18 protein-coding genes are annotated in these 24654 nt (G+C 50.8%); 6 read left to right on the forward strand and 12 right to left on the reverse strand.

All coding sequences use genetic code 11. From position 1 onward, the window contains the following. Positions 1 to 109: 109 nt before the first annotated feature. The 3 genes from QQ055_RS05280 to QQ055_RS05290 all read right to left on the reverse strand — a co-directional run bounded on the left by QQ055_RS05280 (position 110) and on the right by QQ055_RS05290 (position 2791). Positions 110 to 430 carry a hypothetical protein gene (locus tag QQ055_RS05280; protein ID WP_286004310.1) on the reverse strand — a complete coding sequence of 107 codons (321 nt, stop codon included), beginning with the start codon at positions 428 to 430 and terminating at the stop codon, positions 110 to 112. Between the two features lie 108 nt (positions 431 to 538). Continuing rightward, on the reverse strand, positions 539 to 2164 hold the full coding sequence (locus QQ055_RS05285; protein WP_286004311.1) for an ABC-F family ATP-binding cassette domain-containing protein: 1626 nt from the start codon (positions 2162 to 2164) through the stop codon (positions 539 to 541). A 174-nt stretch (positions 2165 to 2338) separates the two neighbouring features. Continuing rightward, a complete protein-coding gene (locus QQ055_RS05290; RefSeq protein ID WP_286004312.1) occupies positions 2339 to 2791 on the reverse strand; it encodes a hypothetical protein in 453 nt (150 codons plus the stop codon). A 275-nt stretch (positions 2792 to 3066) separates the two neighbouring features. Here QQ055_RS05290 and QQ055_RS05295 point away from each other — a divergent pair, with 275 nt between their 5' ends. Beyond that, the gene (locus tag QQ055_RS05295) at positions 3067 to 3258 is read left to right on the forward strand and encodes a hypothetical protein (protein ID WP_158020352.1); all 192 of its coding nucleotides are present in this window, start codon (positions 3067 to 3069) and stop codon (positions 3256 to 3258) included. A 4-nt stretch (positions 3259 to 3262) separates the two neighbouring features. On the opposite strand, the gene QQ055_RS05300 is transcribed toward QQ055_RS05295, so the two are convergent. From QQ055_RS05300 to QQ055_RS05310, 3 genes are all read right to left on the reverse strand, one after another. Continuing rightward, entirely contained in the window at positions 3263 to 5839 is a 2577-nt protein-coding gene (locus QQ055_RS05300) for an adenylate/guanylate cyclase domain-containing protein (protein WP_069965417.1), read from the reverse strand. Between the two features lie 263 nt (positions 5840 to 6102). Next, positions 6103 to 7236, reverse strand: coding sequence for a glycosyltransferase family 4 protein (locus tag QQ055_RS05305; RefSeq protein ID WP_069965418.1), 1134 nt, complete (start codon positions 7234 to 7236; stop codon positions 6103 to 6105). A gap of 348 nt (positions 7237 to 7584) precedes the next feature. Further along, positions 7585 to 8739, reverse strand: coding sequence for an NAD-dependent epimerase/dehydratase family protein (locus QQ055_RS05310; RefSeq protein ID WP_286004313.1), 1155 nt, complete (start codon positions 8737 to 8739; stop codon positions 7585 to 7587). Between the two features lie 593 nt (positions 8740 to 9332). Here QQ055_RS05310 and QQ055_RS05315 point away from each other — a divergent pair. The 4 genes from QQ055_RS05315 (at position 9333) to QQ055_RS05330 (ending at position 11829) form a co-directional block, all read left to right on the forward strand. Next, positions 9333 to 9563, forward strand: a complete 231-nt coding sequence (locus QQ055_RS05315; protein WP_286004320.1) for a hypothetical protein — start codon at positions 9333 to 9335, stop codon at positions 9561 to 9563. An 82-nt stretch (positions 9564 to 9645) separates the two neighbouring features. After that, complete coding sequence (locus tag QQ055_RS05320) at positions 9646 to 10200, forward strand: TRAP transporter small permease subunit (protein ID WP_069965420.1); 555 nt, start codon at positions 9646 to 9648, stop codon at positions 10198 to 10200. Further along, complete coding sequence (locus tag QQ055_RS05325; protein WP_286004314.1) at positions 10184 to 11569, forward strand: TRAP transporter large permease; 1386 nt, start codon at positions 10184 to 10186, stop codon at positions 11567 to 11569. Before QQ055_RS05320 ends, QQ055_RS05325 begins: the two co-directional genes overlap by 17 nt. A gap of 86 nt (positions 11570 to 11655) precedes the next feature. After that, complete coding sequence (locus tag QQ055_RS05330; protein ID WP_083263203.1) at positions 11656 to 11829, forward strand: DUF4278 domain-containing protein; 174 nt, start codon at positions 11656 to 11658, stop codon at positions 11827 to 11829. A 220-nt stretch (positions 11830 to 12049) separates the two neighbouring features. Here the strand turns inward: QQ055_RS05330 and QQ055_RS05335 are convergent, their stop codons facing one another. Genes QQ055_RS05335 through QQ055_RS05345 form a run of 3 tightly spaced genes read right to left on the reverse strand, consistent with a single transcriptional unit; the run spans position 12050 to position 17297 of the window. After that, positions 12050 to 15166, reverse strand: a complete 3117-nt coding sequence (locus tag QQ055_RS05335) for an efflux RND transporter permease subunit (protein ID WP_286004315.1) — start codon at positions 15164 to 15166, stop codon at positions 12050 to 12052. Positions 15167 to 15212: 46 nt separating this feature from the next. Continuing rightward, a complete protein-coding gene (locus tag QQ055_RS05340; RefSeq protein ID WP_286004316.1) occupies positions 15213 to 16682 on the reverse strand; it encodes an efflux RND transporter periplasmic adaptor subunit in 1470 nt (489 codons plus the stop codon). A 51-nt stretch (positions 16683 to 16733) separates the two neighbouring features. Next, entirely contained in the window at positions 16734 to 17297 is a 564-nt protein-coding gene (locus QQ055_RS05345; RefSeq protein WP_069965424.1) for a PadR family transcriptional regulator, read from the reverse strand. A gap of 573 nt (positions 17298 to 17870) precedes the next feature. Here QQ055_RS05345 and QQ055_RS05350 point away from each other — a divergent pair. Then, positions 17871 to 20480, forward strand: a complete 2610-nt coding sequence (locus QQ055_RS05350) for a DUF3536 domain-containing protein (protein WP_349775320.1) — start codon at positions 17871 to 17873, stop codon at positions 20478 to 20480. Positions 20481 to 20542: 62 nt separating this feature from the next. Here the strand turns inward: QQ055_RS05350 and QQ055_RS05355 are convergent, their stop codons facing one another. From QQ055_RS05355 to recO, 3 genes are all read right to left on the reverse strand, one after another. After that, positions 20543 to 21760, reverse strand: coding sequence for a glycosyltransferase family 4 protein (locus QQ055_RS05355; protein ID WP_283360464.1), 1218 nt, complete (start codon positions 21758 to 21760; stop codon positions 20543 to 20545). Between the two features lie 72 nt (positions 21761 to 21832). Then, positions 21833 to 23341, reverse strand: coding sequence for an MFS transporter (locus tag QQ055_RS05360; protein ID WP_286004318.1), 1509 nt, complete (start codon positions 23339 to 23341; stop codon positions 21833 to 21835). Beyond that, positions 23328 to 24308, reverse strand: a complete 981-nt coding sequence (recO, locus tag QQ055_RS05365; protein ID WP_286004319.1) for a DNA repair protein RecO — start codon at positions 24306 to 24308, stop codon at positions 23328 to 23330. Before recO ends, QQ055_RS05360 begins: the two co-directional genes overlap by 14 nt. Positions 24309 to 24654 lie beyond the last annotated feature (346 nt).

The following is a 24654-nucleotide window of genomic DNA, read 5'->3' on the forward strand; positions in this document are numbered from 1 at the left end:
ATTGTTCTGTAAATTTCAGTTCATCGTACCTGATTTTGGGTTTAGGGATTCTCTAATGGAGAGAAGTTTTAGGTTTGCTTAAGGGATCGTCTCAACCGACTGAGTAGATCTAGCTGACATGAAGCCCCAGCGCGATCGCACTGACTAACCCCATCAAACCTAGCGATCGCCGGAAGTAATTCACTCCATCAAAGAGTTCTTGCCACGCCCAGGTAAAGAAAGCACCAAATGCCACTAGAGTGAGTGCGGTTTGCAGATTGCCACTCGGAAGCACGGCTTGCAGTAAAGCCGCTGCTAACGCCGTCAGAAGGGGTAAATTTGGCATCTGAGCAATGACAATTCTGCCTTCACTGTCTCGAAAGGTGAGATCGAATAATGTTGTTTGTTTCGTCTCAAGGTTCTCTAGATCGCGGTTGAGTTGAGAGGACATGGATTTGATTTCCGATAAAACTAAGATTCATGGTAGTGTCGTTTCCCAGAGCAGCGCCTATACCAGATGTTAGATTTAGGGGTAATTTTTGCGTCGAACCGTTGCTTGCTACCCCGCGATGTTGTTGAATGCGGTTCTTTGCCTTAGCTCTTCATAGTATTCCTGGCTGGAATCCGGTAAATACTGGGTTCTTTGCAGCGATCGCAGATGCACATGATAGGAGTCTGTAATTTGAATGCGGCGGACGTAATCGAGATCGTGAGAAATCACCCATAGCCCGCCCTGATATTCATTAACCGCTTCTACCATCTGCTCTACGGTTGGAATATCTAGATTGTTTGTGGGTTCATCGAGAATCAGCAAATCAATTTGAGCAATCCCTAACATTGCCAGCGCTAATCTTGCCAATTCGCCGCCACTCAGGACTGATGCGGGTTTATGCACCTCATCATTAAAGAATAGAAAATGTCCAAGCTGCTGTCGGAGCAATTGATACTCTAAATCGGGATTGGCGGCTTGCATATTCTCTAAAATTGTGAAATCTCGATTCACCCATTCATAGGTCTGATCGAGATAGACTACTTTCAGGGTTGGAGAAAGCAGGATTTCACCCGATTCTAGAAAGGCGGGCGTTCCTTCCCGGTTGAGAATCGCTTGTGCTAAACAGGATTTCCCCGAACCATTCGTTCCGGCGATCGCCACTCGTTCCCCAAACGCGAGATGAAACTGAATATTTTCAATCAAGAGGCGATCGCCAACCCAGAGATTCGCCCCTTGAATGGCAATCAGATTTTTATGCTGGGGATGGGTAGATTCAAGCTGAATGCTGGTGGCTTTCTGGGTGCGGACTTTGGTTTGAGTTACTTTTTGAGTGGCATCGGCGATCGCCGCAGCGTGCTTTTGCTTGAGTTTCCCGGCGGTAACTTCCGCTTTACGTTTTAACCCCCCTGCCAGGATTTTAGGCATACTCCCGGCTTGATGGCGACCGTTGCGACGAGATTGAGCGGCGCGTTGAGATTCTTGTTGGGCGGATGTTTTAGCCCGTTTGAGTTCTTTTTTCGCAACTTCGTGCGATCGCCATCTTGCCGATAATCGGGAGTGTTTCTGTTCTCGGTATAACGAGAAGTTCCCCCCATAGAGGTTAACCCCATCGGGCGTGAGTTCCCAGGTGGTTTCAACCACCCGATCGAGAAAGAAGGGCTTGTGAGAAACGATCGCAAATGCTCCTACAAACTGTTGGAGAAATTGCGAGAGTTCTTCTAAGGCAAGATAATCGAGGTGATTGGTGGGTTCGTCAAGCAGCAACACTTTGGGGTGTTGGGCTAACCCAATGGCGAGAAATAGTTTAGTCAGTTCGCCGCCGCTAAGTCGATCGAGCGATAAAGACCAGTCCAATACGGTATTAAACTGGGTTTCTAGGATCTCGCTAATGTGCCACCACTCATCCGAGAGGGAAAACAGAAAATCTTGCACGCGATCGCCTTTGATTTGCGGGTGGAGGGTGCTGATTTGGGGTAAGTAGTAGAGGGGGCAATGGCGTTGCACAGAACCGCGACTCGGCTCAATGTTCCCGGCGAGAATTTTCAGGAGCGTTGATTTTCCGACGCCATTGGCACCCACAAGCGCCACGCGATCGCCCTCAGCAAGGCCCAGTTGCACGTTTTGGAAGAGCGTGCGATCGCCCGGAAGTTCATACGTTAAGCCAAACGCCGATAAATAAGGCGATTGTGGCATATCGACTGCCTCCAAGTATTAAATTTGCATACATATTCCGAGCAGCTTACTGTTCTCTGGGCTGCTGCTATTGTCTGTCGGTGTGGCGTCGCTACTTCATTTCGATATGGGAAGTCACAAGTTTCTATAGTACAGAATATACTACATTCTGACCCGCGTTGTCTCTCTTTTCAATTAGCTGACATCAACCGTCTGACTGAGTACGGTTCCCTCTTCCCATCCAGCGCTGGGATATTCGTGGATGACTTCAAGCTGGTAGCGACCGGGGGAGAGGTCGGTTATTCTGGCTTCGTAGCTAAAATTACCAATTGTCATGATGCAAGCCCCTTCCGATTGAGGGGTGGCGATCGCGCGCACCGTCAATTGACTGCCATTTTGTTCGGCGGTTCCTGTCAGTTGGTGGCAAGGATCGGGGGTGGAAAGTGTCGCATTGATGGTAATTTGACCTTCACCACCAGTGGCGCTGACGATCGGTTGTTCTAAATATTGCCCTTGAGAGCCGGGTTGAGCCTCGAAGACAAAGGACTCTATCGCAGAAAAGGCATTCTCCTGTGGGGGAATGGGGGCGGGGGTACAGGCCGCCAGAACAACCCATAAAGTAGCAAGGAGTAGTGTTTTCAGGATCATCTTGAGTCTTGAACGCTCCAGGCGATCGCTCTAAGCTGCATCTGTCCCCATGTTGCCACGAGTTGTCCCGGATCTGCCACAATCGCGTTTTGCCTGAATTGCCGATTAATCATTCTTTAGGGGGTGGATTAGCAACAATTAATCCTGTTTCATCAATCTAGGTACTTAGATCTGTCCAATGAGAGGCGACAGCAATCTCCATAAAAGTTTAAGTTTTAGAAAACTCAACTCAACTTATGCAGCCGCCTAATCCAATTCACACCTCCAATCGCCAAATGTCAAAGGTTGTTCAAGAATTACTGCAATCGCTCTACGCTCAGGCGTTTACAACGCGACAAATCAGCCGCTTTCACCTGCGGCTGCTCTCTTCCGACTGGTTTAAAGAAACAGTCACGCCCGAAGATCGTTACACCATCCGCAGGCTATTTCATGGCGTGCGTCGCGGCTGGTTAAAAGTTATTGACTAAATTCTTATTTTGTGGTAAGGGTGTGTGCCCCATCCCAGGCTAGGGGAGGTGGGCTGGTAAGGAATCCCTGCGATCGCTCTAAGTGAATTTCCACAGCGCGATCGTGGGGTTGCAAGTGCTTGGCTTGTTCAAAATAATGAATCGCTTCAATAAAATCGCGACTGATATAAGCAGACCGGCCTAAGCTGTAGAGGTCAAGAAACTCGCGGGTTTGGGTTTCTAGGAGTTCGTTGCGATCGCCAATCAGTTCGTAAACGCTAACCGCCTCATTTTTCCCCTTCACCCGAATTTTATCGAGTTCCCGCACCCAGATGCGATCGGCACAGTGATGATAAGTAAACTCGCTGATAATAATATCGCAGCCGTATTCTTTCGTCACCCCTTCTAGACGCGAACTCAAATTCACCCCATCGCCAATCACCGTGTAATCCATCCGTTTCTGGGAACCAATATTTCCCGATACCACCTCACCGGAACTAATCCCAATTCCAATCCGAATTTGCGGTTGATTTTCCATAAACCGCTTATTATTAAACTCCTTCAACCGCCGCCGCATATCCAGCGCCGACTGAACCGCCATCCACGCATGATTTTCTACCGGAAGCGGCGCGCCAAACACCGCCATCAGCGCATCGCCAATAAACTTATCGAGCGTCCCCTCATAATTAAACACCGCCTCCACCATCGTCTCAAAATACTGATTGAGCAGCCGCACCACTTCCTGAGCGCCCAAATTTTCCGTTAAGGTGGTATAACCGCGAATATCGGAAAACAGAATCGTGACATCCTTGCGTTCCCCTTCCATCAGCGCATCTTCGCCCCGCGCCATCACCTGTTCCACCACCCCCGGATTCATGTAGCGATACATGGTGGTTTTCATCCGTTTTTCTTGGCTGATATCCTCAAGCACCACCAACCCCCCGCGCACTGCACCATCGGGATTGGTTAGCGGGTTCACCGTCAAGTTAATACTGCGTTCAATCGGACGAACTTGCGCCTTATTCAGATATCCTTGGTAGCCATTTTGCAACAATTCCAGATCGTTCCAGGGAATATAGAGTTCTGGATTATGGCGATCGCGAATCGCTAAAATACAAATCCCTGCATCCTCCAGCGACACGCTATTATTGCCATCATTTAAGCAATACAAACCCGCCGTCAGCGTTTGTTCTGGGACATATTGCCGCGTGCCATAGGTTAAGCTATCCATCAGTCGCATTTGCAGATGTTCGACCGATACCACCTCCCAGACATAGCGGCCTAACAGCTTACTTTCCCACAACTGCAAATTCACCTTACCCGCCGACTTGTGAACCGGACAGCCTAACAGTTCTAGCGCCGCCTCATTCAGCGTCACAATTTTGCCCTGCATATCCGTAGAAATCACCGCATCCGATAGGCTTTGCAGAATATCTTTTTGATACTGCTTTTCTTGTAAAACGCTTTCAAATAACTTGGCATTTTCCAGCGCAATTCCCGCCTGGATATTAAACGCCTGCATAAACTCTTCATCAGAACTGGTAAAACTGCCCTGATGCTTATTAATTAACTGGCTAACTCCAATTAAATCCCCGGTTGAGTTAAATACGGGCATACATAAAATATTGCGCGTCACATAACCCGTCCGCTTATCCGTACTGGGGTCAAAACGCGGATCTTCATACGCATTGGGAATATTTAACACCTCACCCGTCGAAGCCACATAACCCGCAATCCCCTTATTAGCCGGAATGCGAATTTCCATCATCGTCATTCCGTCGGCTGTCGCCACCTTCGTCCACAGTTCGCCGCTTTCCTTGCGTAACAAAAATAGCGTACTGCGATCGGCCTGCATTAATTCCCGCGCCTGTTCCATCACCGATTTCAGGGTGGTTTCCACATCCAAACTCTGTCCTAGGGTTTGGGTCGCTTTTAATAGCGCGGCGGCCCCCCGTTGGTTGCGGGCGGCCATGTAAAAAGATTGACAGGTTTCTAGGATAATCCCAATTGAAGAGGCAAAATCGCGAAAGGTCTGTTCGTCTTCCTCATTAAAGGGTTCATCCCCAGCTTTATTGGACAGTTGAACAACAGCCACCACTTGGTTTTTACTGCTCATAATGGGCATACACAGCAAGTTGCGCGTGTGGTATCCCATTTGCTTGTCGAGTTCTTTGTTAAACAGGGGATGGGAAGACGCGTGGCTGATATTGAGGCATTGACCCGTAGAAGCGACATGACCGGCAATGCCAATATTGAGGGGAATCCGAATTTCTATGGGTTTTGCGGTTTCAGACTGGCTAATTTTTGACCAAAGCTGTCCTTTTTCGCCATCGACTAGAAAGATAGTGGTGCGGTCGGCTTGTAGAATTTGCCCAATTTTGAGGGTTAAGGCATCTAGAATCTGTTCCAGCATGGATTCTAGGGCTTCGTTGTTGATCAGATCGATCGCCCTGAGAAATTGCTGAAACTCTGCGGTAATGAAATCTAGCAGGCAGACAAACTCTGGAACCCGCAGGGTTTTGACCCGTTGTGTTAGGGCACCCATCAAGTTAACTTGAGCTAAGGTTGCAAGAACGCTGCCAGTAGTGTTAGGAAGTGTCATGATGATGCCGCTTCAACGAGCTTAACCTAGCCCGGAGATCCAAACAGGGACGCCCTTGAGTCGAAGAATTGGGTAGAGTTAGGGCTACGCTACCTTACACACAGAATGTTAACTTGGTTTTCAATTCTTCGGTTCCGTTTTTCTAGAGAAATCGGACAGGTGCTAGGAAGATAGCAGGGAACTGAGGGCTGATAGACAAGTGTAGGGCGAGAAAACTCGCCCTACCTTCAAGTATGCCCAAGTTTGCCGGAAAACTACACGGGTTAGGCGGCAGTAAACTGCTGGGAGGGATATAAAACGGATTGATAGTATTGTCGCAGTTGGCGCGTTGCCGCACTCCAACTCCAGCGTTCGGCCTCAGCGCGGGCGTTTTCTCGCAGCAGTTCGCGCATCTTGGCATCATTGAGGAGGCGTTGGGTTGCGGCGATCGCGCCTTGTTCCTCATCGGGGTCAAACAGGCAGCCATTCACCCCATCGGTAACAATATCGACAATACCGCCCCGTGCGGCAGCGACGACAGGGCAGCCGGCGGCCATTGCTTCGAGGAGAACTAACCCCAACGTTTCAGTCCGGGAGGGGAAAATAAAGGCATCGGCTGAGGCAAAGGCAGACGCGAGTTCTAACCCCTGGAGGTAGCCGACGAAATGGGTGGGAGTGCCTGCAAAATGCGCTTCTAAGGCTTGACGGTGAGGACCATCGCCCACTAGGGCTAAACGGGCGTTGGGAATGGCTTCTAGAATGGGTTTAATCCGATCGATTTCTTTTTCTGCCCCCAAACGGCCCACGTAGAGGAGTAAAGGGGCGTCTGGGTGGCCTTGGGAGAGGCGATCGCGCATTTGCGAACTGGCGAGGGTGGGTTGGAACATTTCGGTATCCACGCCCCGCTGCCATAGGTCTACGCGCTCAATTCCGTGACTCGCCAATTCCTGTACCATCGCCGTTGAGGTACACAGGTTTAACTCGGCCTGGTTGTGCATGGATTTCAGCAGTTCCCACAGCACGCCCTCTAGCATGGCCAACCCGTAATGCTGCAAGTATTTGGGGAGGTGGGTATGGTAGGAGGCAACCAGGGGAATATTTAATTTTTTACCGTAATACAGTCCGGCGACTCCCAAAACGGCAGGGTTCGCTACGTGAATAATATCCGGTTGAAAGGCTTCTAGCGCGTAGCCAATGGAAGGACGCGGTAGGGCCATTTTCAATTCGGGATACAGTGGTAAGGGGAAGCCGGAAACGCCGCAAATTTGTGCGCCTTTGTATTCGGTCAGACCCCCGTCTGGACAGAATACCATCACTTGATCCCCCGAACGTTGCAGGTGATCTACGGTATGGCGCAGGCGAGTCACAATCCCATCCACTTTCGGTAAAAAAGTTTCGGTGAAAAGCGCAATTCGCATAAGTGTTGCTACGATGACGATCGATTAAACGCGAGTTCTAGACATTCGACGATTTAGGCGGGAGATGCGATGAATGTCAAAACCAAGCATGAGGTTCTTTATTCATAATCCCATGCCTTTTGCCCAACCGCGAACGATCTGAGTTTTTCTAGGAATCTATTAATTGAATTGCCTTTGAACTCCTGAATTATGCATGTATAGAAGCTAACAAAGTTGCTTAAAGGACCCGCGCGAGGTGGGACTGCGATCGATGTTCGGGAGGCGGTTCTACTGCCATTAACCTTTAATGGCAAAGGGCGATCGCGCTTCTCGCTGAGTCATACCGCCTCACGCATTGGGTGGGTTTGCTTACTTTCGATGCCAAGAAACTTTAGGGAGAATTTGTTTTTGATCGACCCGATGTTTGTATTTGACGGCAAAGTTCAGCAGCGAGTCTAACAGAGAATCCGACAAATAATGCGGTTGTAGACCCAAACTCAAAAGGCTGGTGTTTTTCGCGTTAAAGTAATGCTCTTCTTTTTCTACGCGGGGGTTATCGAGGTTGTTGATTTCAACATCTAATCCCACAGAAGTGGCCGCTTTCTTCACCATTAAGGCCAGATCGCCGACGCTAAACATTTCGGTAAATTGGTTAAATACGCGGAATTCACCTGCATTGGCTGGATTGGCGATCGCAATCTCGACGCAGCGTACTGTATCCCGGATATCTAAGAATGCCCGCGTTTGTCCGCCCGTTCCGTATACGGTGAGGGGATGTCCGACAGCCGCTTGAATGCAAAAACGGTTCAGCGCTGTCCCAAAAATGCCATCATAATCGAGGCGGTTGATCAGCAACTCGTCCATCCCGGTTTCTTCGGTGAGAACGCCATACACCACGCCTTGGTTGAGATCGGTGGCGCGCAGTCCCCAAATCTTGCAAGCAAAGTGAATATTGTGCGAATCGTGGACTTTAGACAGGTGATAGAAACTTCCCGGCTGTTTAGGATAAGGAAGCGTGTCTTTGCGCCCGTTATGCTCGATGGTGATGTAGCCTTCTTCGATGTCAATGTTGGGGGTGCCATATTCTCCCATTGTCCCTAGTTTGACAAGGTGACAGTCGGGGAAATGATCGCGCAGGGCGTATAAGATGTTCAGGTTGCCCACAACGTTGTTAACTTGGGTGAGAACGGCGTGTTCGCGGTCGATCATTGAGAACGGTGCAGAACGCTGTTCGCCAAAGTGGACAATGGCTTCGGGTTCAAACTTCAGCAGAGACTTGACGAGGAAATCGTAGTTGTTAATGTCGCCGATGAAGAGTTCGATGTTTTTGCCTGTCAAATCTGTCCAGCGTTGCAGGCGTTGCTGAATTGGCGCGATCGGCGTTAGGGTTTCGATACACTGTTCGAGATCCCAGTGACGCCGAACGAGGCTGTCCAGAATGCCCACTTCATAGCCGCGATTTGACAAATAGAGGGCTGTTGCCCAACCGCAGTAACCATCGCCACCAATAACTAGGACTTTCATACTCGCTTCAGTAAACTTAATTGGGTCAATACTCGGTCAATTTACCAGGTTTGGGTACCCTGCGATCCGGCTTTTGAGCAGTCAATTTGCAAGTTCCGGATAAACCCATCAACTTTGAGTCGCTACGGGAGAATGACTCAAGAAATCGGCGATAAGTTCAGGCTAGAAGCAGAAAACCGCGATTTCTTCTCGAAGGCAAGCTAAATTGCGGTTTTAGGGTTGAGAAAGTCTGAGTTTGCCCATTGGAGGGCGTTTTTCATCCTTTCGGGGGATGCGAAATCTTGAGGGTATTCATCTTTTCAGGTCGATTGGGGGGTGACATCCCATTGCGATCTCCCCCAGACAGCGGTACTCTAATCCGGATAGCGATCGCTTTCCCTTAAATTTTCCGGGTATTTTTAATCCTTGCCCTAAGCAGGTAATGCCGTATTTTTACGTAAACTCATCGCGATCGCTTCCGGATGACCCGCGATGAGACCAGAAAGATGAATTGGCGAAATTCAGGTGATTGCCAGAGTCAGGGGACAACCTCTGACTCCTTTTTTGGGATCGCGATCGCGCTAAAATCTTTTAAAGTTTCCCGTCGCGAAGTCATGGCCCCAAAGGAGAACATCGTGGACCCGACAACCATCAATTGTGCAGAAGCCTGCGTCAATGGCTGCGTTTTAGGCGATCGCTGTCCGAATAAAGAATATGCTGCCCAAGCTTCGCAATTCATCCAAGAGACTTCTCTCGATCAAATGCTAGAAATTGCCGAAGAAGCCATCCGCAAAAAACGGATGCAGCCGCCCCAATGGGTGATTCCAGATTTTCCCGACTCCTGAAAAGATTCATAGAGATTCAGCGTTTCAACCGGAAATTTCCCTAAAATATTGAAATTTATCCCCACCCAGCCCTAGTTGAAACGTGGAAACCCTGCTTCGCCTTGCCCGCATCATCGATACCTGGATTGAGCGCCTCGGCCGCTTAATATTATGGTTCGTGCTGCTGATGGTTCTCGTCGGTGTCTGGAACGTCATCGGCCGCTACTTGGGTTACGCCATTGGACAAAACCTCAGTTCCAACGCCCTGATTGAAACCCAGTGGTACATTTTTGACCTGATCTTTCTTCTCGGTGCCGCCTACACCCTCAAACATAACGAACATGTCCGCGTAGATGTCCTCTACAGTACCTGGCGGCGCAAACGCAAAGCTTTAATTGACTTCCTTGGTGCCCTCTTTTTTCTGATCCCCTTTAGCGCCCTAGCGATCTACTTTTCCTGGGCGGCGGTTCGCAACTCTTGGGCAATCTTAGAACAGTCCCCCGATCCGGGCGGGCTGCCCCGTTATCCCATCAAAACCGCCATTTTAGTCAGTTTTGCCCTCCTCATCCTGCAAGGGATTTCTGAGGCGATTAAGAATTGGGCGATTTTTACCGGAACCCTTGCATCCCCAGAGGAAGAACATGACCTTAGCGTATGAATGGTTAGGCCCGGTGATGTTTGCCGGGGCGCTGGTTTTGCTCTCCTTGGGCTATCCGGTGGCTTTCTCGCTTGGAGGAGTAGCGATTCTCTTTGGATCGATTGGCATTGCTTTGGGCGTCTTTAATCCCCTGTTTATGACCGCCATGCCGCAACGGATCTTTGGGATTATGGCAAACTATACCCTGCTGGCCATCCCCTACTTTATCTTCATGGGTTCGATGCTCGAAAAATCCGGCATCGCCGAAGACTTGCTGGAAACGATGGGGATCTTATTTGGGCGCTTGCGGGGAGGACTGGCTTTAGCCGTAGTATTGGTGGGGGCTTTGCTGGCAGCCACTACAGGCGTCGTCGCCGCTACGGTGGTGGCAATGGGATTAATTTCCCTACCGATTATGTTGCGCTACGGCTATAACAAGCAACTCGCAGCCGGGGTGATTGTCGCCTCTGGTACCCTGGGACAAATTATTCCGCCGTCTGTGGTTCTGGTGGTTCTGGGCGATCAATTGGGCGTTTCTGTCGGCGATTTGTTCATTGGTTCGATGATTCCCGGCTTGATGATGGCGGGGGCGTTTGCTGCCCATGTTTTGATTGTGGCGTTCTTACGGCCGGATGTTGCGCCATCTTTACCCCTGGAGGTACGTTCCATTGGTGCAAAAGCGCTAGCGATCCGGGTGGTACGAGTGATGATTCCGCCCTTGGTGTTAATTTTATTGGTATTGGGAAGTATTTTCTTTGGCGTAGCAACACCGACAGAAGCAGGGGCGGTGGGATGCGTGGGGGCGATCGCGCTTTCTGCGGTCAATCGTAAACTCAGTTGGGCCGCTTTGCAAAATGTCTGCGATGCAACGCTGCGAACGACCAGCATGGTGATGTTTATTTTAATTGGCTCCACGGCCTTTTCGCTGGTGTTCCGGGGTCTCAATGGCGATCGCTTTATCTTCGATTTGTTAACCAATCTCCCCGGCGGTCAGTTCGGCTTTCTGTTCGTCAGCATGTTGGTTATCTTTATCCTGGGGTTCTTTATTGATTTTTTCGAGATCGCCTTTATTGTCATTCCCCTTTTAGTACCCGTCGCCCAACAACTGAACCTCGATTTAGTTTGGTTTGGTGTCATCCTAGGGGCGAATCTGCAAACCTCCTTCCTCACCCCGCCGTTTGGGTTTGCCCTATTTTACTTGCGCGGAGTTGCCCCTCCTGCTATCTCCACAACCGATATTTATCGAGGGGCGGTTCCCTTCATTTTGCTGCAATTGCTAGTTTTGGTGTTAATTATTTTGTTTCCTGGAATTGTCAGTTATCTACCTTCGCTGACGGCTGAAGTGCGATCGCCTACAGGCGTGAGTCTCCTCACTCTGTTTTTCGATTAAACTCAGTCTGAGCTGGGATTTAAATCAAACCCATCCTGGGGTATCCTCAGCCAAGATAGACCTGTTAACCCAGGCAGGTGTAACCCATGCAACTCTCTTATCGCGGTATTTCCTACAATAACGAGCCTTGCACCGCTGAAACCATTCCCTCAGATGTCAGCGCCCAATTTTTAGGTCAAAAATACCAAGTTCGTCGCCTCGTTAACCCTAGCGTTGTCACCTCTCGACAAGCTTTAAAATATCGCGGCATTATCCATTAATCCGCTATCAAAAAACAACTCAAGCAGAGAATTGACGGTTACAGAGGGAGAGGCGATTTAGCGATCGCCTCTCAACTTATGGATGTAAATCTGAGGACCTCTCACATTCTATATCGCAGCCCCGGTTAAAACCGTCCCTGGCGATCGCCCTTGCGAAACCCATAAAAAAGTCCGTGTCAGCCCTTAAACTCACACAGACTTTCATACCCAAGATGCGATTTTATGAGACTTTCTTCGCCGTTTTCTCCCCAGAAAAGCGATTCATAATCCAAAGTTGCAGACTAGTAGCCAGCACGTAAAACACAGGGACAACATACAGCGACAGCAACGTTGAAATTAACATCCCGCCGACAACCGTCACCCCAATCGAAACCCGCGCCACCGCACCTGCACCCGTCGCCACAACCAAGGGCAGCAGGCCAAAAATAGTAGAAAACGCCGTCATCAGAATCGGACGGAAACGCGTTCTTCCTGCTTCAATTGCCGCCTTCATCGGAGGTAAGCCATCTTCGCGTAACTGGTTGGCAAATTCCACAATCAAAATTGAGTTTTTAGACGCCAACCCAATCAACATAATTAACCCAATTTGGCTGTAAACATTCAACGGTAAGCCAAACACCCACAGCGCCGCAAACGCCCCTAATAGAGACAACGGCACCGCTAAAAGAATAATTGCCGGATCGAGATAGCTTTCAAACTGGGCGGCTAAGGTGAGGAAAATAAACGCCAATGCCAACCCAAACATAAACAGAATCGCTTGTCCGGCTTCTCGGAACTCTAGGGAGGTTCCCGCCAGAGTGGTGCGAATGCTGGGCGGGAGTTGTTGGCGAGCCAAATCTTCTAAAGCATCCAACGCCGCCCCTAAACTGACACCGGGCGCGGGAGACCCTTCAATGGTTGCCGAACGAAAGCGGTTATAGTGGTTAATTTGCGGCGGTGTCGTGGACGTTGCCACATTCACCACCGAACTTAACGGGATCATCTGAGCCGATTCCGTGTTAGTGCGGATATAAAGCTGATTAATATCTTGGGGAGAGGCGCGATATTGTTCCTCAGCTTGGACAATCACCTCATAACGGTTGCTTTCCCGGTTGAAGTTCGTAATCTGTTGTCCGCCTAAGAGAATTTGTAGGGTTCGGGAAATTTCCTCAACAGAAATCCCTAAGTTAGCGGCGGCTGGACGATCGATCGAAATAGTCACCTCTGGTTGATTTAACCGGAGATTGGTATCGACGTTCACCAGTTGGGGTAAACCGCGAGCCGCCCCGGCTAAATTGCCAGAAGCTTCTGCAAGTTCCTCAAGGTTATATCCTTGTAAAACAAACTCCACAGGCTGAGAAAACCCCGCACCTGGTAAAGCGGGAGGGTTAATTGGCAAGACAAACGCATCGGTAATTTGGGAGAACCGACCGAATAATTGACCAATGACCGCTTGTTGCGACTGAGCCGGACTGCGCCGTTCAGTATAAGGTTGCAGCCGTACAAAGGCAATCCCTTGATTCACCTGTCCGGGTCCTGCATTACTCAGCGCCCCAACCGTAAAATAGCTTTGAACTTCTGGGGTTTGGCTAAACGCCTCTTCCACCTGCTGCATCACGCGGTCGGTGTAATCAATCGAGACACCTTCGGGCGCGCGCACAATGGTAAAGACGGCTCCTCGATCTTCTGTTGGGAGAAATTCAAGCGGGAGTTGGCCGAACAGCCAACTGGTTATAAACAGGAGTAAAACCAAAACGCCCAAAACCAGGGCCTTGATCCGCATGGCTTGGCGCAGGGTCGTGCCATAGGCGTCTCGGCTCCAGTTGAGTCCCCGGTCTATGACATCCAAGATTTGGGAAATGCCGGGAATGCGGGCTTTTTGGGGACGAAGCAGGCGGCCGGACAAGGCAGGAGCTAAGGTCAGCGCCACGAAGGAGGACACAACCACGCTTCCGGCTAGGGTAATGGCAAATTCTGTAAACAATCGCCCTGTTACCCCCCCGGAAAAGCTAACGGGGACAAACACGGCGATTAGAACGACGGTGGTAGCAATGACCGCAAAGACGACTTCATTCACCCCTTCCACAGCCGCTTGCATGGGGGAATGACCTTTTTCTTCAATGTAGCGAACGATGTTTTCTAAAACGACGATGGTGTCGTCTACAACTAATCCGGTGGCTAGGGTGAGGGCAAATAGGGTGAGGGTGTTAATGGAATAGTCGAGGAAAAACATCACCCCAAATACTCCAATTAAGGAGATGGGGATGGTGATGGAGGGGATGAGGGTGGCTCGCCAATCTTGGACGAATACGAAGATGATTAAGATGACGAGGAAGACCGCTAGGTATAGGGAACCCCAAACTTCATCAATGGCAAGGGCGACGAACTCCGAACTATCGTAGGCGATCGCATAGCGCATTCCTTCGGGGAAGGTCTGGGAAAGTTCTTCCATCCGGGCTGCCGCCCCTTCAGCAACGGCGATGGTGTTGGAACCCGTGAGTTTGACAACTCCTAAACCGACGGCGGGTTGACCGTTAAAGCGGACAAAGGAGTCGGTATCTTCTGCCCCAATTTCAGCGCGTCCGACATCTTTAAAGGTGATTTGGGAGCCGTCGGGGTTGCGCCGCAGAATTAGGGCTTCGTATTCTTCGGGGGTTTGCAGCCGCCCTAGGGTGCGGACGGAATATTGAGAGGAGCTGCCTTGAATGCGACCGGAGGGAAGTTCTATGTTTTCTCGGCGCAGGGCGCTTTCAACATCTAGGACGGTGAGGTTGCGGGCAGCAAGGCGCACCGGACTAATCCACAGGCGCATGGCGTAGCGTCGTTCGCCGCCGATGATCACGGAACTGACGCCGTTAACGGTTTCGAGGGCGTCTACGATGAAGCGGTCGGCGTAGTCGCTGAGTTCGAGGGTGGATTGGTTCTCGCCGTATAGGGCAAACCAGATGATCGGGGAGGCGTCGGCGGATTCTTTGCTGACGATGGGCGGATCGACATCGCTAGGCAAGCGACCGAGGGCGCGGTCTACGCGCGATCGCACATCCTGGGCGGCCAGATCGGCGTTGCGGTCGAGTTCAAATTGAACGGTAATGGAGCTAACGGAATCGCGGCTTTGGGAGGAGAGGGTTCTAATCCCTTCTACGCCGTTAATTTCCGCTTCTAGGATTTCGGTGACTTCGGTTTCAACGATTTGCGGGTTGGCTCCCGGATAGACCGTGTTGACGCTAACGACAGGTGGGTCAATGCTGGGGAATTCCTGGACGGGTAAGCGGGTATAGCCGATTAAACCGATCAGGATAATAATCAGGGAACAGACGGAAGCGAAGACCGGTCGCTTGATAAAGAAGTTGGTAAACATCGCAGGCGCAACCTTAGAGGACAGCGATCGACGGAGGGGGTTAGCCTTAGATCGGGGCGGCGGAATCTGGGGTGGGGTTGGCTCCTTCTCTGGGGGCAATAGGTGCGCCGTCGCCAATGCGTTGCCGTCCGGAGGTGATGACGCGATCGCCCGCATTCAGGCCTTGTCTGATTTCTACGAGGTCATCTTTAATCAGACCGAGTTGTACGGGTTGTCGCCGCGCTACGGGGGGGTCTTGGCTGAGGTCGGCCACGAAGACATAGCGATCGCTCCCTTCGTAGATAACGGCGGTGGTGGGGATGGCGATCGCATTAGGAATTTGATTCCAAACGATCCGCGCTCTCACAAATTGACCCGTTCGCAACCGCCCATCGGGGTTCTCAAAGGTGGCCTTGGCTAAAATCGATTGCGAGTTGCTATCCACTTGGGGAGAGATAAAACTAATCCGCCCCGTGGCGATCGCCCTGCCTTGAGTATCGGTCATTTCCACGGGCAAGCCCACATCGAGTTGATTGGTGCGCTCTAGAGGCACCGCCAAACGCAAATCTAAAGATTGATTTTGGGTAACGGTGGTTAAATTGTCTCCCTGGTTCACAAAATCGCCCACCTTCACCGGAATGTCACCGACAAACCCCGCAACGGGTGCTAAGATTTCGCTATTTTGCAAGGTCACTTCATTGGCTCGCACTTGGGCTGCGGCTTCTGCAACTTGGGCGCGGGCCTGTTGAATTTCTTCGGGTCTAGCACCGCTTTCTAACTGTTGCAAGCGAGCTTCGGATTCGCGAATTTGCGATTCGGTTTCGCGGACGCGGGCTTGGGCGCGTTCGGCGGTATCGCGTAATTCATCTAAGGTATCGCGGGGAATTGCCCCTTCCTGAACCAACACTTGATTGCGCTCGACGCGACGAATCGCTAAATTCAGGGCTGAATTGGCGTCTCGCAGTTGCGCTCTCCGGGCGCTAAGGGTTGCTTCTGCTTGAGCAATTTCCTCGCTACGAGTTCCGGCTTCAAGTTCGGCTAAACGAGCCTGGGCGCGTTCTAAATTCGCCCGCGTTTGCATCAGTTGGGCTTGCAGTTCGTCGCTTCTCAAGCGAGCAACGACTTGACCTTGTTCCACAAAGTCTCCGGCTTGGACGAGGATCTCGCTAATGCGGCCTTCGGTTTCCGGACGCAGATCGACGGAGCGTTGTGCTTCTAGGGTACCGACAAAATCGGAGGTTTCGGCGAGAGATTGCCGTTCAACCGTGGCAATTTCAACCGGCGCGCCCTGCATTTGCTGTTGGGCGGCGGCGGGGGGTTGGCTGGGAGCGCCCCCGGCGAGCAGTCGCCAACCGATAAATCCTCCCCCACCGATCAGCAGGAGAAGACCTAAGCCGACAATCCATTTACTGCGCTGGCGCAGTTGTTGCCGTTCGGAATTCGGGAGCGGTTCAAGTTCGTAATCATCGGAGTCAATCGCGTTTGAGGGGGTTTCCTCAAGGTTTACGCCGGATTGGGCGGCATTCGGATGGTCCATCAGATCGCTTCTTTTTTGTTCAGGGTGGGCTGAGTCAAGGGGGGGAGGTCGCTACGGAGAGGTTGAAAATTGGACCTCCTCGGATCGTTGGGTGGGGGCTTCGGCGAGGTGGAGTTCTCGCTTGAGCAGTTGGTCTAGCCAGTCAATTTCTGCTTGTAAAAGAGCGAGGTGATGCTCCCAAAGCAGAGATTGGTAGGGATCGTTGGGGAGGGAAAGATCCTCAAGTTCGGCTCGACGCAAGCGACATTTCAGGCGTCGATGCTCGATGAGTTTGATGCGCTCGACGGCGGTGAGTTCGCTGAAAAAGAAGCATTTAATGGCAAACCGAGATCGGCTATTCACCCAGCTTTCTGGGGGATGCTCTAACATCTTTTCGTGCCAGCGATCGCGCCCTTTGGGGGTAATCTGATAAATCCGACGGCTGAGGCCTGTGTTGTCTTCTGCGGGTGCGATCGCGGCAATGTTGCCCTGCTCTTGCAATCGTCGGAGTAAGGGATAGATGGCTCCGTAGTTGACGCTGATACAGCTACTCATAAACAACTCCAGCTCTTGCTTTAAGCGATAGCCGTGTAGGGGATGTTTTTGCAGTAAGCCGAGAGCAGATAATTCCAGCATCGAACGATATCAGCCTGATATATCAGAACAGATGTGAATCTCAATACACATATCTTAAAAGACAACCCGCCCCCAACCATCGCCCGAACGGGTTAAACCTCCAAACTCATCCGGAATCGATCCCCATTAATAATTTTAATATTTTTTTGTAACAATATTGTTATATCCGCAGGCGATCGGAATCGGGGGGATCGCCCCACACTCATCGGTTAGCCTTTTTACCACCCAATCGAGCGCTCGGTTACGGGTTTGCGAAGTATTAAATTTTTCCAAGATTAATCGGTCTTAAGAGCGATCCGCAATTAATTTTAGATATGCTGCAATAAACATGGATTTGAGTTGTAAGGGTTGAGCAGTCGTCAAAATCGCTCAGTTCGCTGTCCGACTCAACGCTAGATTTTGTAAAAGTTTCAATGTAAACCAAACTTGTGCAGACAATTAGACGATCCGTAGCATTTCAGATTGAGCATTCGTCAGATTTGTCGCGCAAGTCATGCTGTATTTATCGACAATGGAGGCGATCGCTTCATGGCTGCATCTTTTGATGCCATTCCTCAAGAATCTTCTGTAGCAATGCCCTTCCCCGACGGGAGGGCAGCTTTAGCAGATCGGGCAAATAATGAGGTGACAAACCAGGCGCTTCCCCAGAAAGTCGCAACGGGCGTCTGCGTAACTGTCCACGGGCATTTTTACCAACCCCCCCGTGAAAACCCCTATCTAGACGCCATCGAGCGCCAAGCGGGAGCAACGCCTTTTCACGACTGGAACGAACGCATCCACCATGAATGCTATCGCCCCAACGCCTTTGCTCGCATCCTCAACGACCGAGGCGAAATTGTGGGGGTTGTGAATAACTACGAGTATTTGAGCTTTAACATCGGCCCCACCTTAATGACCTGGTTAGAGCGCCACGACGTAGAAGTTTACCAGCGCATCCTTGAAGCCGATCGCAAAAGCTGCGATCGCCTCAACGGACATGGCAACGCGATCGCCCAAGCCTACAACCACATGATCTTGCCTCTGGCGAACGAACGCGACAAATACACCCAAATTCGCTGGGGAACCGCCGATTTCCGCTCTCGCTTCGGTCGCGATCCCGAAGGCATGTGGCTGGCAGAAACCGCCGTAGACTATCCCACCCTAGAAGTCTTAATTGCCGAGGGGATCAAATTCATCATCCTTGCCCCCTCCCAAGCCGAACGCGCCCGCGAACTCCCAACCGAGCATAACCCCGATCCAGAATGGCATGAAGTCGGGGGATCGCAAATCGATCCCACCCGTCCCTATCGCTGCTACATTCCTAGCGGTGAATTTATTGATATCTTCTTCTACGACGGGCCAATCTCGCGAGACATGGGCTTTAGCGATGTCCTCTTTAACTCCGGACACCTCGCCGGTCGGATCGGTCAAGCCGTACGCGGCGATCATCGTCCCTCCCAACTGATTTCCGTCGCCACCGACGGCGAAACCTTTGGCCACCACAAAGGCGGCACTGAAAAAACCCTCGCCTACGCTTTTGTTAAAGAGTTTCCCAAGCATGGCTGGACGGTGACAAACTTTGCCCATTATCTCAGCGTCCATCCCCCCACCTGGGAAGTCATTCTTAAACCCGTCACCGCCTGGAGTTGTTCCCACGGCGTCAATCGCTGGCAAGATGACTGCGGCTGTGGCGGCGGCGGACTGTGGCATCAAAAGTGGCGCAGACCGTTACGCAACACCCTCAACTGGCTGCGCGATAAGTTAATTGAAGTTTATGAAACCGAAGGCGGCAAGCTGTTTGAAGACCCGTGGCGAGTACGCGACGAATATATTACAGTGATTCGCGATCGCTCTTCAGATAACATCGATCGGTTCCTAAAACGTTATGCTAGCCATCAACTGAGCCGCGAAGAACAAGTAGACGCCCTGCGCCTATTGGAAATGCAGCGCCATACCCTCCTGATGTATACCAGTTGCGGTTGGTTCTTTGAAGAAATTTCCCGACCCGAAGGCGTGCAAATTCTGCGCTACGCAGCCAGAGCCATTGAACTGGCTGGAGATGTGGCCGGCGTTCAACTTGAGCGCTCCTTTATTCAGCGCCTCGTGCAAGCCCCCAGTAACGTTGAGTTCTTTACCAACGGGGCAAACGTCTATCGCCAACTCGTCCAAACCGCCCAAATTAACCTCAAGCAAGTGGCCGCCCACTATGCCATGAGTTCGCTCTTCCGCAGTTATGCGCCCGAAACGCAGATTTACTGCTACCAAGCCAAACAACTCGACTATCAACTGCAACGCATGGGATCGCTCACCCTGGCGGTTGGACAGTTGCAACTGGTTTCTGATATTACCCGCGAAAGCGTTCACTATACCTTCGCCGTGCTGCACTTGGGCGGCTGGGACTTCCATTGCTGCATTCAACCGTTTAACGGGCGTCGCGCCTACACCAAACTCAAGGAAAAACTGTTTGAAGCCCTAGAGCAAGCCAGCGCCGCTCATGCGATTTTGGCAATGGTGAAGCTGTTTGGCGAACAGTCCTTTAGCTTGCAAAACCTGTTTGCAGAAGAACGCCATCGGATCATGGCTCTCCTGACTCAGGAAACCCTAATGCGCGTCGATCAACTCTATACCCAGGTGTATCGCGATAATTATGGCGTGTTAATGGCCTTCCATCGCGATGAGTTACCCGCCCCCCAAGAGTTGCAAGTGGCAGCAGAGGTGGCGCTCTCGCACCGCTGTACGGTGGGTTTGCGGGCGTTGGAACAGGCTAATGGCGATAAACAACTGGCACTGGCTCAGATTGTTGAGTTAGAGGCGATCGCAACTGAGGCGACTCATTTACGCTGTCATTTAAACGTGGCGGAAGGTAAAGCCACCTTAGAACGGCTGATTTTGCGATCGCTCTGGAAACTCTTGCATGATGTAGACTCCGTTAACCTAGAAGCCGACATCGAACGGGTAGAGCGGCTGATTGAGTTAGGCAATCAACTGCATCTAGGGCTATCGCTCGCTCGCTGTCAAGAACTCTACTTTAACTGTCTCCATAGCCAGATTGTCCCGCGCTGTCTCAACGCTCAAACGCACGCAGACGACCCTTTCACCAACGTTTGTACAGAGGCAGACAAGCAGCTTAACCCTCACCAAATGAAGCAACTGTTACGCCTCGGACAAAAACTTGCAGTTGATGTGAGTCCCTGGCTGGAGTAGAGGGCGATCGCGATCGCCAGAGTTTGCCTGTTTCACCACCCCTGAGACAGGCATTCTGTCTTTTAAGTCCCAGTGAGGGGGATTTGTCGCTGTTGCAGAATCTTCGCGTACAATCGCTCAACCTGAGAGATATTGCGGCTGAGGGTATAGCGTTCGAGTACGCGGCGGCGGGCTTTTTGCCCCAGTAAAACCGCCATTTCCGGATGATCGCGGAATAACGGCAATAGGGTTCTCAACTGGGAGGTGACGCGGTTCGTATTCAGAATCACCCCAGCTCCAGCTTCTAGCACTTCCCCATCTGCCCCCGCATCGGTAGCAATACAAGCCACGCCACAAGCCATCGCTTCGAGTAACGATAGAGAAAGCCCTTCCACTAAAGAAGGCAGGATAAAGACATCAGCGCCGCGTAAAATTTCAATCCGTCGCTGTTCGTCTGCAATGAATCCTAGCCAAATCACCCCCTGTTCCGGGCCGTAGAACATCTTCAGCGAGGAGGCGAGCGGGCCGGTTCCCACCATCAGCAGCTTGCAATCAGGCCCCATTTCCGACTGTTTCCAAGCTTTGAGCAAGGCTTCAACGTTCTTTTCTGGAGCAATTCTGCCTTGGTAGACAAAAATCCGCTCGGCTTCAAACTCCTGCTTGAGGTTAGAAGGGCCTGGGGAATATTTTTGAGCATCGACTCCATTGGGAATCACCGCGACTCTAGATTCTGGGACTCCCAAACGCACAAGGATGTCGCTTTGAATCTGAGAAAACACAATGCTGCTATCGTAGTTTGCTAAAAAAGGTGCATACAGTTGATAGGCGAGGTGTTGCGTTCCGGAGGTGATATTGCGAAGTTTGCGATCGAAGGGGGGATGAAACGTGGCCACTAAGGGTAAATTCAGTTCCTCGCAGATTTCTGGTAACAGAAAATCTAGAGGAGAGAGCGTCAAAGAGGCGTGAACCACATCCGGCTGGAGTTGCCAGAGCGATCGCGCTAGCACTTTACTCGATCTTAAAGTAGGAATGGTGTAAAGCGTTGATTTCATGACGCAGGGGATCGCCACTTCCGGGCAATCTCCCCATCCCTCATCGTCTACTTTGCCTAGAGAATGACTGGCGAAAGGGAGTTTATAGGAACTGCGATTCAGTAACGCTTTGGCACCCGGTTGTTCTTCTTGAGCAAAGTGAAGAAAACTAACCTGATATCCGCGTTCTAGCAACGCATTGGTTACTTCTCGCGAGTAGGTGACATTGCCGCAAAAGGGTGATTTTTTGCCAAGCCAAGCGATATGCATTCAAGTTTTAGGGTTTTGTTAATTGATGAGTTATCCAGCGTGAATTGTCACACTTTCACCTTCCATAAACAACTATCTGGAGGTGCGATCGCTCTCCGGGCGGCAGGGAGTCTCAACGGAGGCGGTTGCTGGATTTCCGCCTGTACGGGAAATATACCAGGTTGAGAGACCGCCAGCTAGAACAATTGCAGCTAACCCTAAAAACACAACTTTTAAGCCTAAAAATGATTCCGCCACCCCGGCTAAAGCCAACGGCAAACTCAAAGCAATATTAATGGCGTTATTTTGTAAACCAAATACCTTACCTCGCATCGCTTCGGGCGTTTGAGCTTGGATGGTAGTTTGCATAGGCACGCCTACCATTGCTGCAAATCCACCAAGGAGGGTAATTAAAATAATGGTGATTCCCAATTGGTGCGTAAACAGCGAAAGTACGGCGAGGGAAAACGCCATACCAATTGAACCTATTAAACTTAATTTAGTATTCGAGCCAAGACGCTGACCGCAATAGCCAATAATTCCCGCACCTGCGGCCATTCCGACTCCCGCCGCCGCCAGCAGAAAGCCAAACTGAGACGCTTTGAGATAGGGGAGAATTTCGGCAAGACGAACGGCTAAGACGGCTAAAGCGGCAAACACTGAAAATAAAATCACCAGTTGCAATAAGGCATTGCGAACGCGGCGATGATTGCTCAGATAAAAGAGTCCTTCGCGGATATCTTGCCACACATGGGGAGGTTCCTGTTGCGGGGGTTCGGATTTTTCTCCCGTTTTCAGGGGAAGCAGCAGCAAACCGGCGATCGCATACGACCCACCGACGACGAATTCTTTGCCAAAATGAAAATTCCCCGTAACGTGCTGTAGCCAGCTATCGGCTAAAGACAGTAAAGGTTCGCCCACCGCAAACCCAATAATCACCGATGCCATCATCGTTGTCGTATAGAGGGAATTCGCGGGTAGCAGATGGCGGCGCTTGACAATCAGCGGAATTGCCGATTGTTCGGCCGGGGCGAAAAACTGCGTTAGGGTGGAGACTAAAAAGGTACTGACCAACAACACCCAAAACCCCAAGGGCAAACCTAAAATTGGGTTAGAACTTTCTGCTAACCACAACAGGATGGGTAATGCCAGAACAATCGCGCCTCTGAGCAGATTCGTAGAAACTAAAACTGCTTTTTTCGACCATCGGTCTACAAAAACGCCAGCGAGCGAACCAAATAAGACGGCTGGCACCGTAAAAGCGATCATAATCGCAGAAACCCAACCGCTAATGGTTTGATTGGTACTCTGAAAGCGACTGGCAATCAAAGCAATCATCAAAACCAGATAGATTTTATCAGCCAGTTGAGAAAAAACTTGACCGCTCCACAGGGCTAAAAAATTCGGATTTTTCAGCACTCCCATAAACCCGCGTTCGGATTTCTCCTTGGCAGGTTTGCGAGCGGGTGGCGCTTGAGCGTCTGAAGTCGCTCTGGTAGTCTGCGTATTCTCTAGCTCAGAATGATGCGCTTCCTCGACCGGGGTGTCAAGGGCGCTTTCAGCGAGATCTAACTCTTGTATATCCGGATCAAACAGTTGCATTATCTCTTGTGATACTTGTCGGCAAAGGGAGAAAACAAGATTCTATTAACGCAGCAGCACGTAGGGATCGATCGAAATGGTACTGGGCATATTGCCGCAAAATATGTTCTAGCCTAAGCCATCGTTCTATTCCCATAGGAGCAGAAGATGACAATACTTCTTGAATAATAGGAAGTTCAGGATAAGCTAAACGCTGCAAGATATCGAGTTCCGTGGCATCTAAGCGCGTAGAATAAGCGCTTTTGCGTGCTGCGGGTTCGCGAGTCACTTGACTCCTTTGGGGTGATTTTACCGCAGGTGGGGAATTGAGAATACCCACTGAAGGCTCAGGTTGAGCAGATATCGGTTGGCGATCGCCCCCTCTATACTTCAGCTTATCTTGTGTGGGTTGGGTTTGTTGGGAAGCGATCGCGATCGCCCCCCCGGCGGCGACATCAAATTCCACCTGCCAGTGGGGCGTCTGAAAATCTGGCACAATGGGATCTTGGCTAGTACAACAGCGGTGAACTTGGGGAGCCAGTCCCGCAAGAGCCAGCAAGTGAAAAACCGCGTGAGTCAAATGAGCCATAATCGCTTCATTGCTAGCGGCTTGCTCTAAACGACCGAGATGAGCGTTAAATAGTTCGTAGAGTTCGCGCTGGGGTTGATCGCCAAGCGCTTGCAGCAACACTAACTCCGCTAAATATTGGCTAGCCGTGAGCTTCCCTAAATGCTGTCCCAAACCGGGATAGGATTCCAGACTTTGGGCTTGAGTAATTTTATCAAGCGATCGCCCCTTAGCAATCAACAACTCATTAACCACAAATAACCCGCTTCTTCCCCCCAAAGAAGACTTATGCTTGCGCGCTCCCGGTGCAACCGCCCGAATCAGACCAAACTCAGGGGTCAAAATAGTTAACAGGCGATCCGACTCTCCCAAGGGCATCCCCTTAAGATTGATTCCAACAGCTTTATAGGTTCGGCTCATAGTTTAGTGCTGAGTGCAAAGTGCTGAGTGCTGAGTGGGGAAGAAGAGGATGGGGAGATGGGGAGATGGGGGGATGGGAAGAAGGGAATTGGGAATTGGGGGTTAGGGGTTGGGGAAGAAAGATATGGGCCATTAGTGCAAAGTGCTAGTTGCTTTAAGTTGTGCGTAGCAGCGTGCTGTAGCTTGCACGCCAAGCAGCGGTGTCAAAAACCAGTTAGGTTAAGGTTAATCTTTAAGCGCCATGCAGCTTGTCCTCAGTTATGGCTACAGCTATATCGAGAACAATAGCCCATTTCATTTACCTTTCTTCCCCCCATCCTCTTCTCCCACCCCAACTCCTCACTCC

The sequence above is a fragment of the Geitlerinema calcuttense NRMC-F 0142 genome (genome assembly GCF_030285425.1).

Excerpts from the sequence above, each read along its gene's own strand:
- QQ055_RS05350 (WP_349775320.1), top strand. The coding sequence starts at position 17,871 with ATGCCCTTCCCCGACGGGAGGGCAGCTTTAGCAGATCGGGCAAATAAT.
- QQ055_RS05290 (WP_286004312.1), bottom strand. The coding sequence starts at position 2,791 with ATGATCCTGAAAACACTACTCCTTGCTACTTTATGGGTTGTTCTGGCG.
- QQ055_RS05355 (WP_283360464.1), bottom strand. The coding sequence starts at position 21,760 with ATGCATATCGCTTGGCTTGGCAAAAAATCACCCTTTTGCGGCAATGTC.
- QQ055_RS05300 (WP_069965417.1), bottom strand. The coding sequence starts at position 5,839 with ATGACACTTCCTAACACTACTGGCAGCGTTCTTGCAACCTTAGCTCAA.
- QQ055_RS05285 (WP_286004311.1), bottom strand. The coding sequence starts at position 2,164 with ATGCCACAATCGCCTTATTTATCGGCGTTTGGCTTAACGTATGAACTT.
- recO (WP_286004319.1), bottom strand. The coding sequence starts at position 24,308 with ATGAGCCGAACCTATAAAGCTGTTGGAATCAATCTTAAGGGGATGCCC.
- QQ055_RS05360 (WP_286004318.1), bottom strand. The coding sequence starts at position 23,341 with ATGCAACTGTTTGATCCGGATATACAAGAGTTAGATCTCGCTGAAAGC.
- QQ055_RS05340 (WP_286004316.1), bottom strand. The coding sequence starts at position 16,682 with ATGGACCATCCGAATGCCGCCCAATCCGGCGTAAACCTTGAGGAAACC.
- QQ055_RS05295 (WP_158020352.1), top strand. The coding sequence starts at position 3,067 with ATGTCAAAGGTTGTTCAAGAATTACTGCAATCGCTCTACGCTCAGGCG.
- QQ055_RS05345 (WP_069965424.1), bottom strand. The coding sequence starts at position 17,297 with ATGCTGGAATTATCTGCTCTCGGCTTACTGCAAAAACATCCCCTACAC.
- QQ055_RS05280 (WP_286004310.1), bottom strand. The coding sequence starts at position 430 with ATGTCCTCTCAACTCAACCGCGATCTAGAGAACCTTGAGACGAAACAA.
- QQ055_RS05330 (WP_083263203.1), top strand. The coding sequence starts at position 11,656 with ATGCAACTCTCTTATCGCGGTATTTCCTACAATAACGAGCCTTGCACC.
- QQ055_RS05310 (WP_286004313.1), bottom strand. The coding sequence starts at position 8,739 with ATGAAAGTCCTAGTTATTGGTGGCGATGGTTACTGCGGTTGGGCAACA.
- QQ055_RS05335 (WP_286004315.1), bottom strand. The coding sequence starts at position 15,166 with ATGTTTACCAACTTCTTTATCAAGCGACCGGTCTTCGCTTCCGTCTGT.
- QQ055_RS05325 (WP_286004314.1), top strand. The coding sequence starts at position 10,184 with ATGACCTTAGCGTATGAATGGTTAGGCCCGGTGATGTTTGCCGGGGCG.
- QQ055_RS05315 (WP_286004320.1), top strand. The coding sequence starts at position 9,333 with ATGGCCCCAAAGGAGAACATCGTGGACCCGACAACCATCAATTGTGCA.
- QQ055_RS05305 (WP_069965418.1), bottom strand. The coding sequence starts at position 7,236 with ATGCGAATTGCGCTTTTCACCGAAACTTTTTTACCGAAAGTGGATGGG.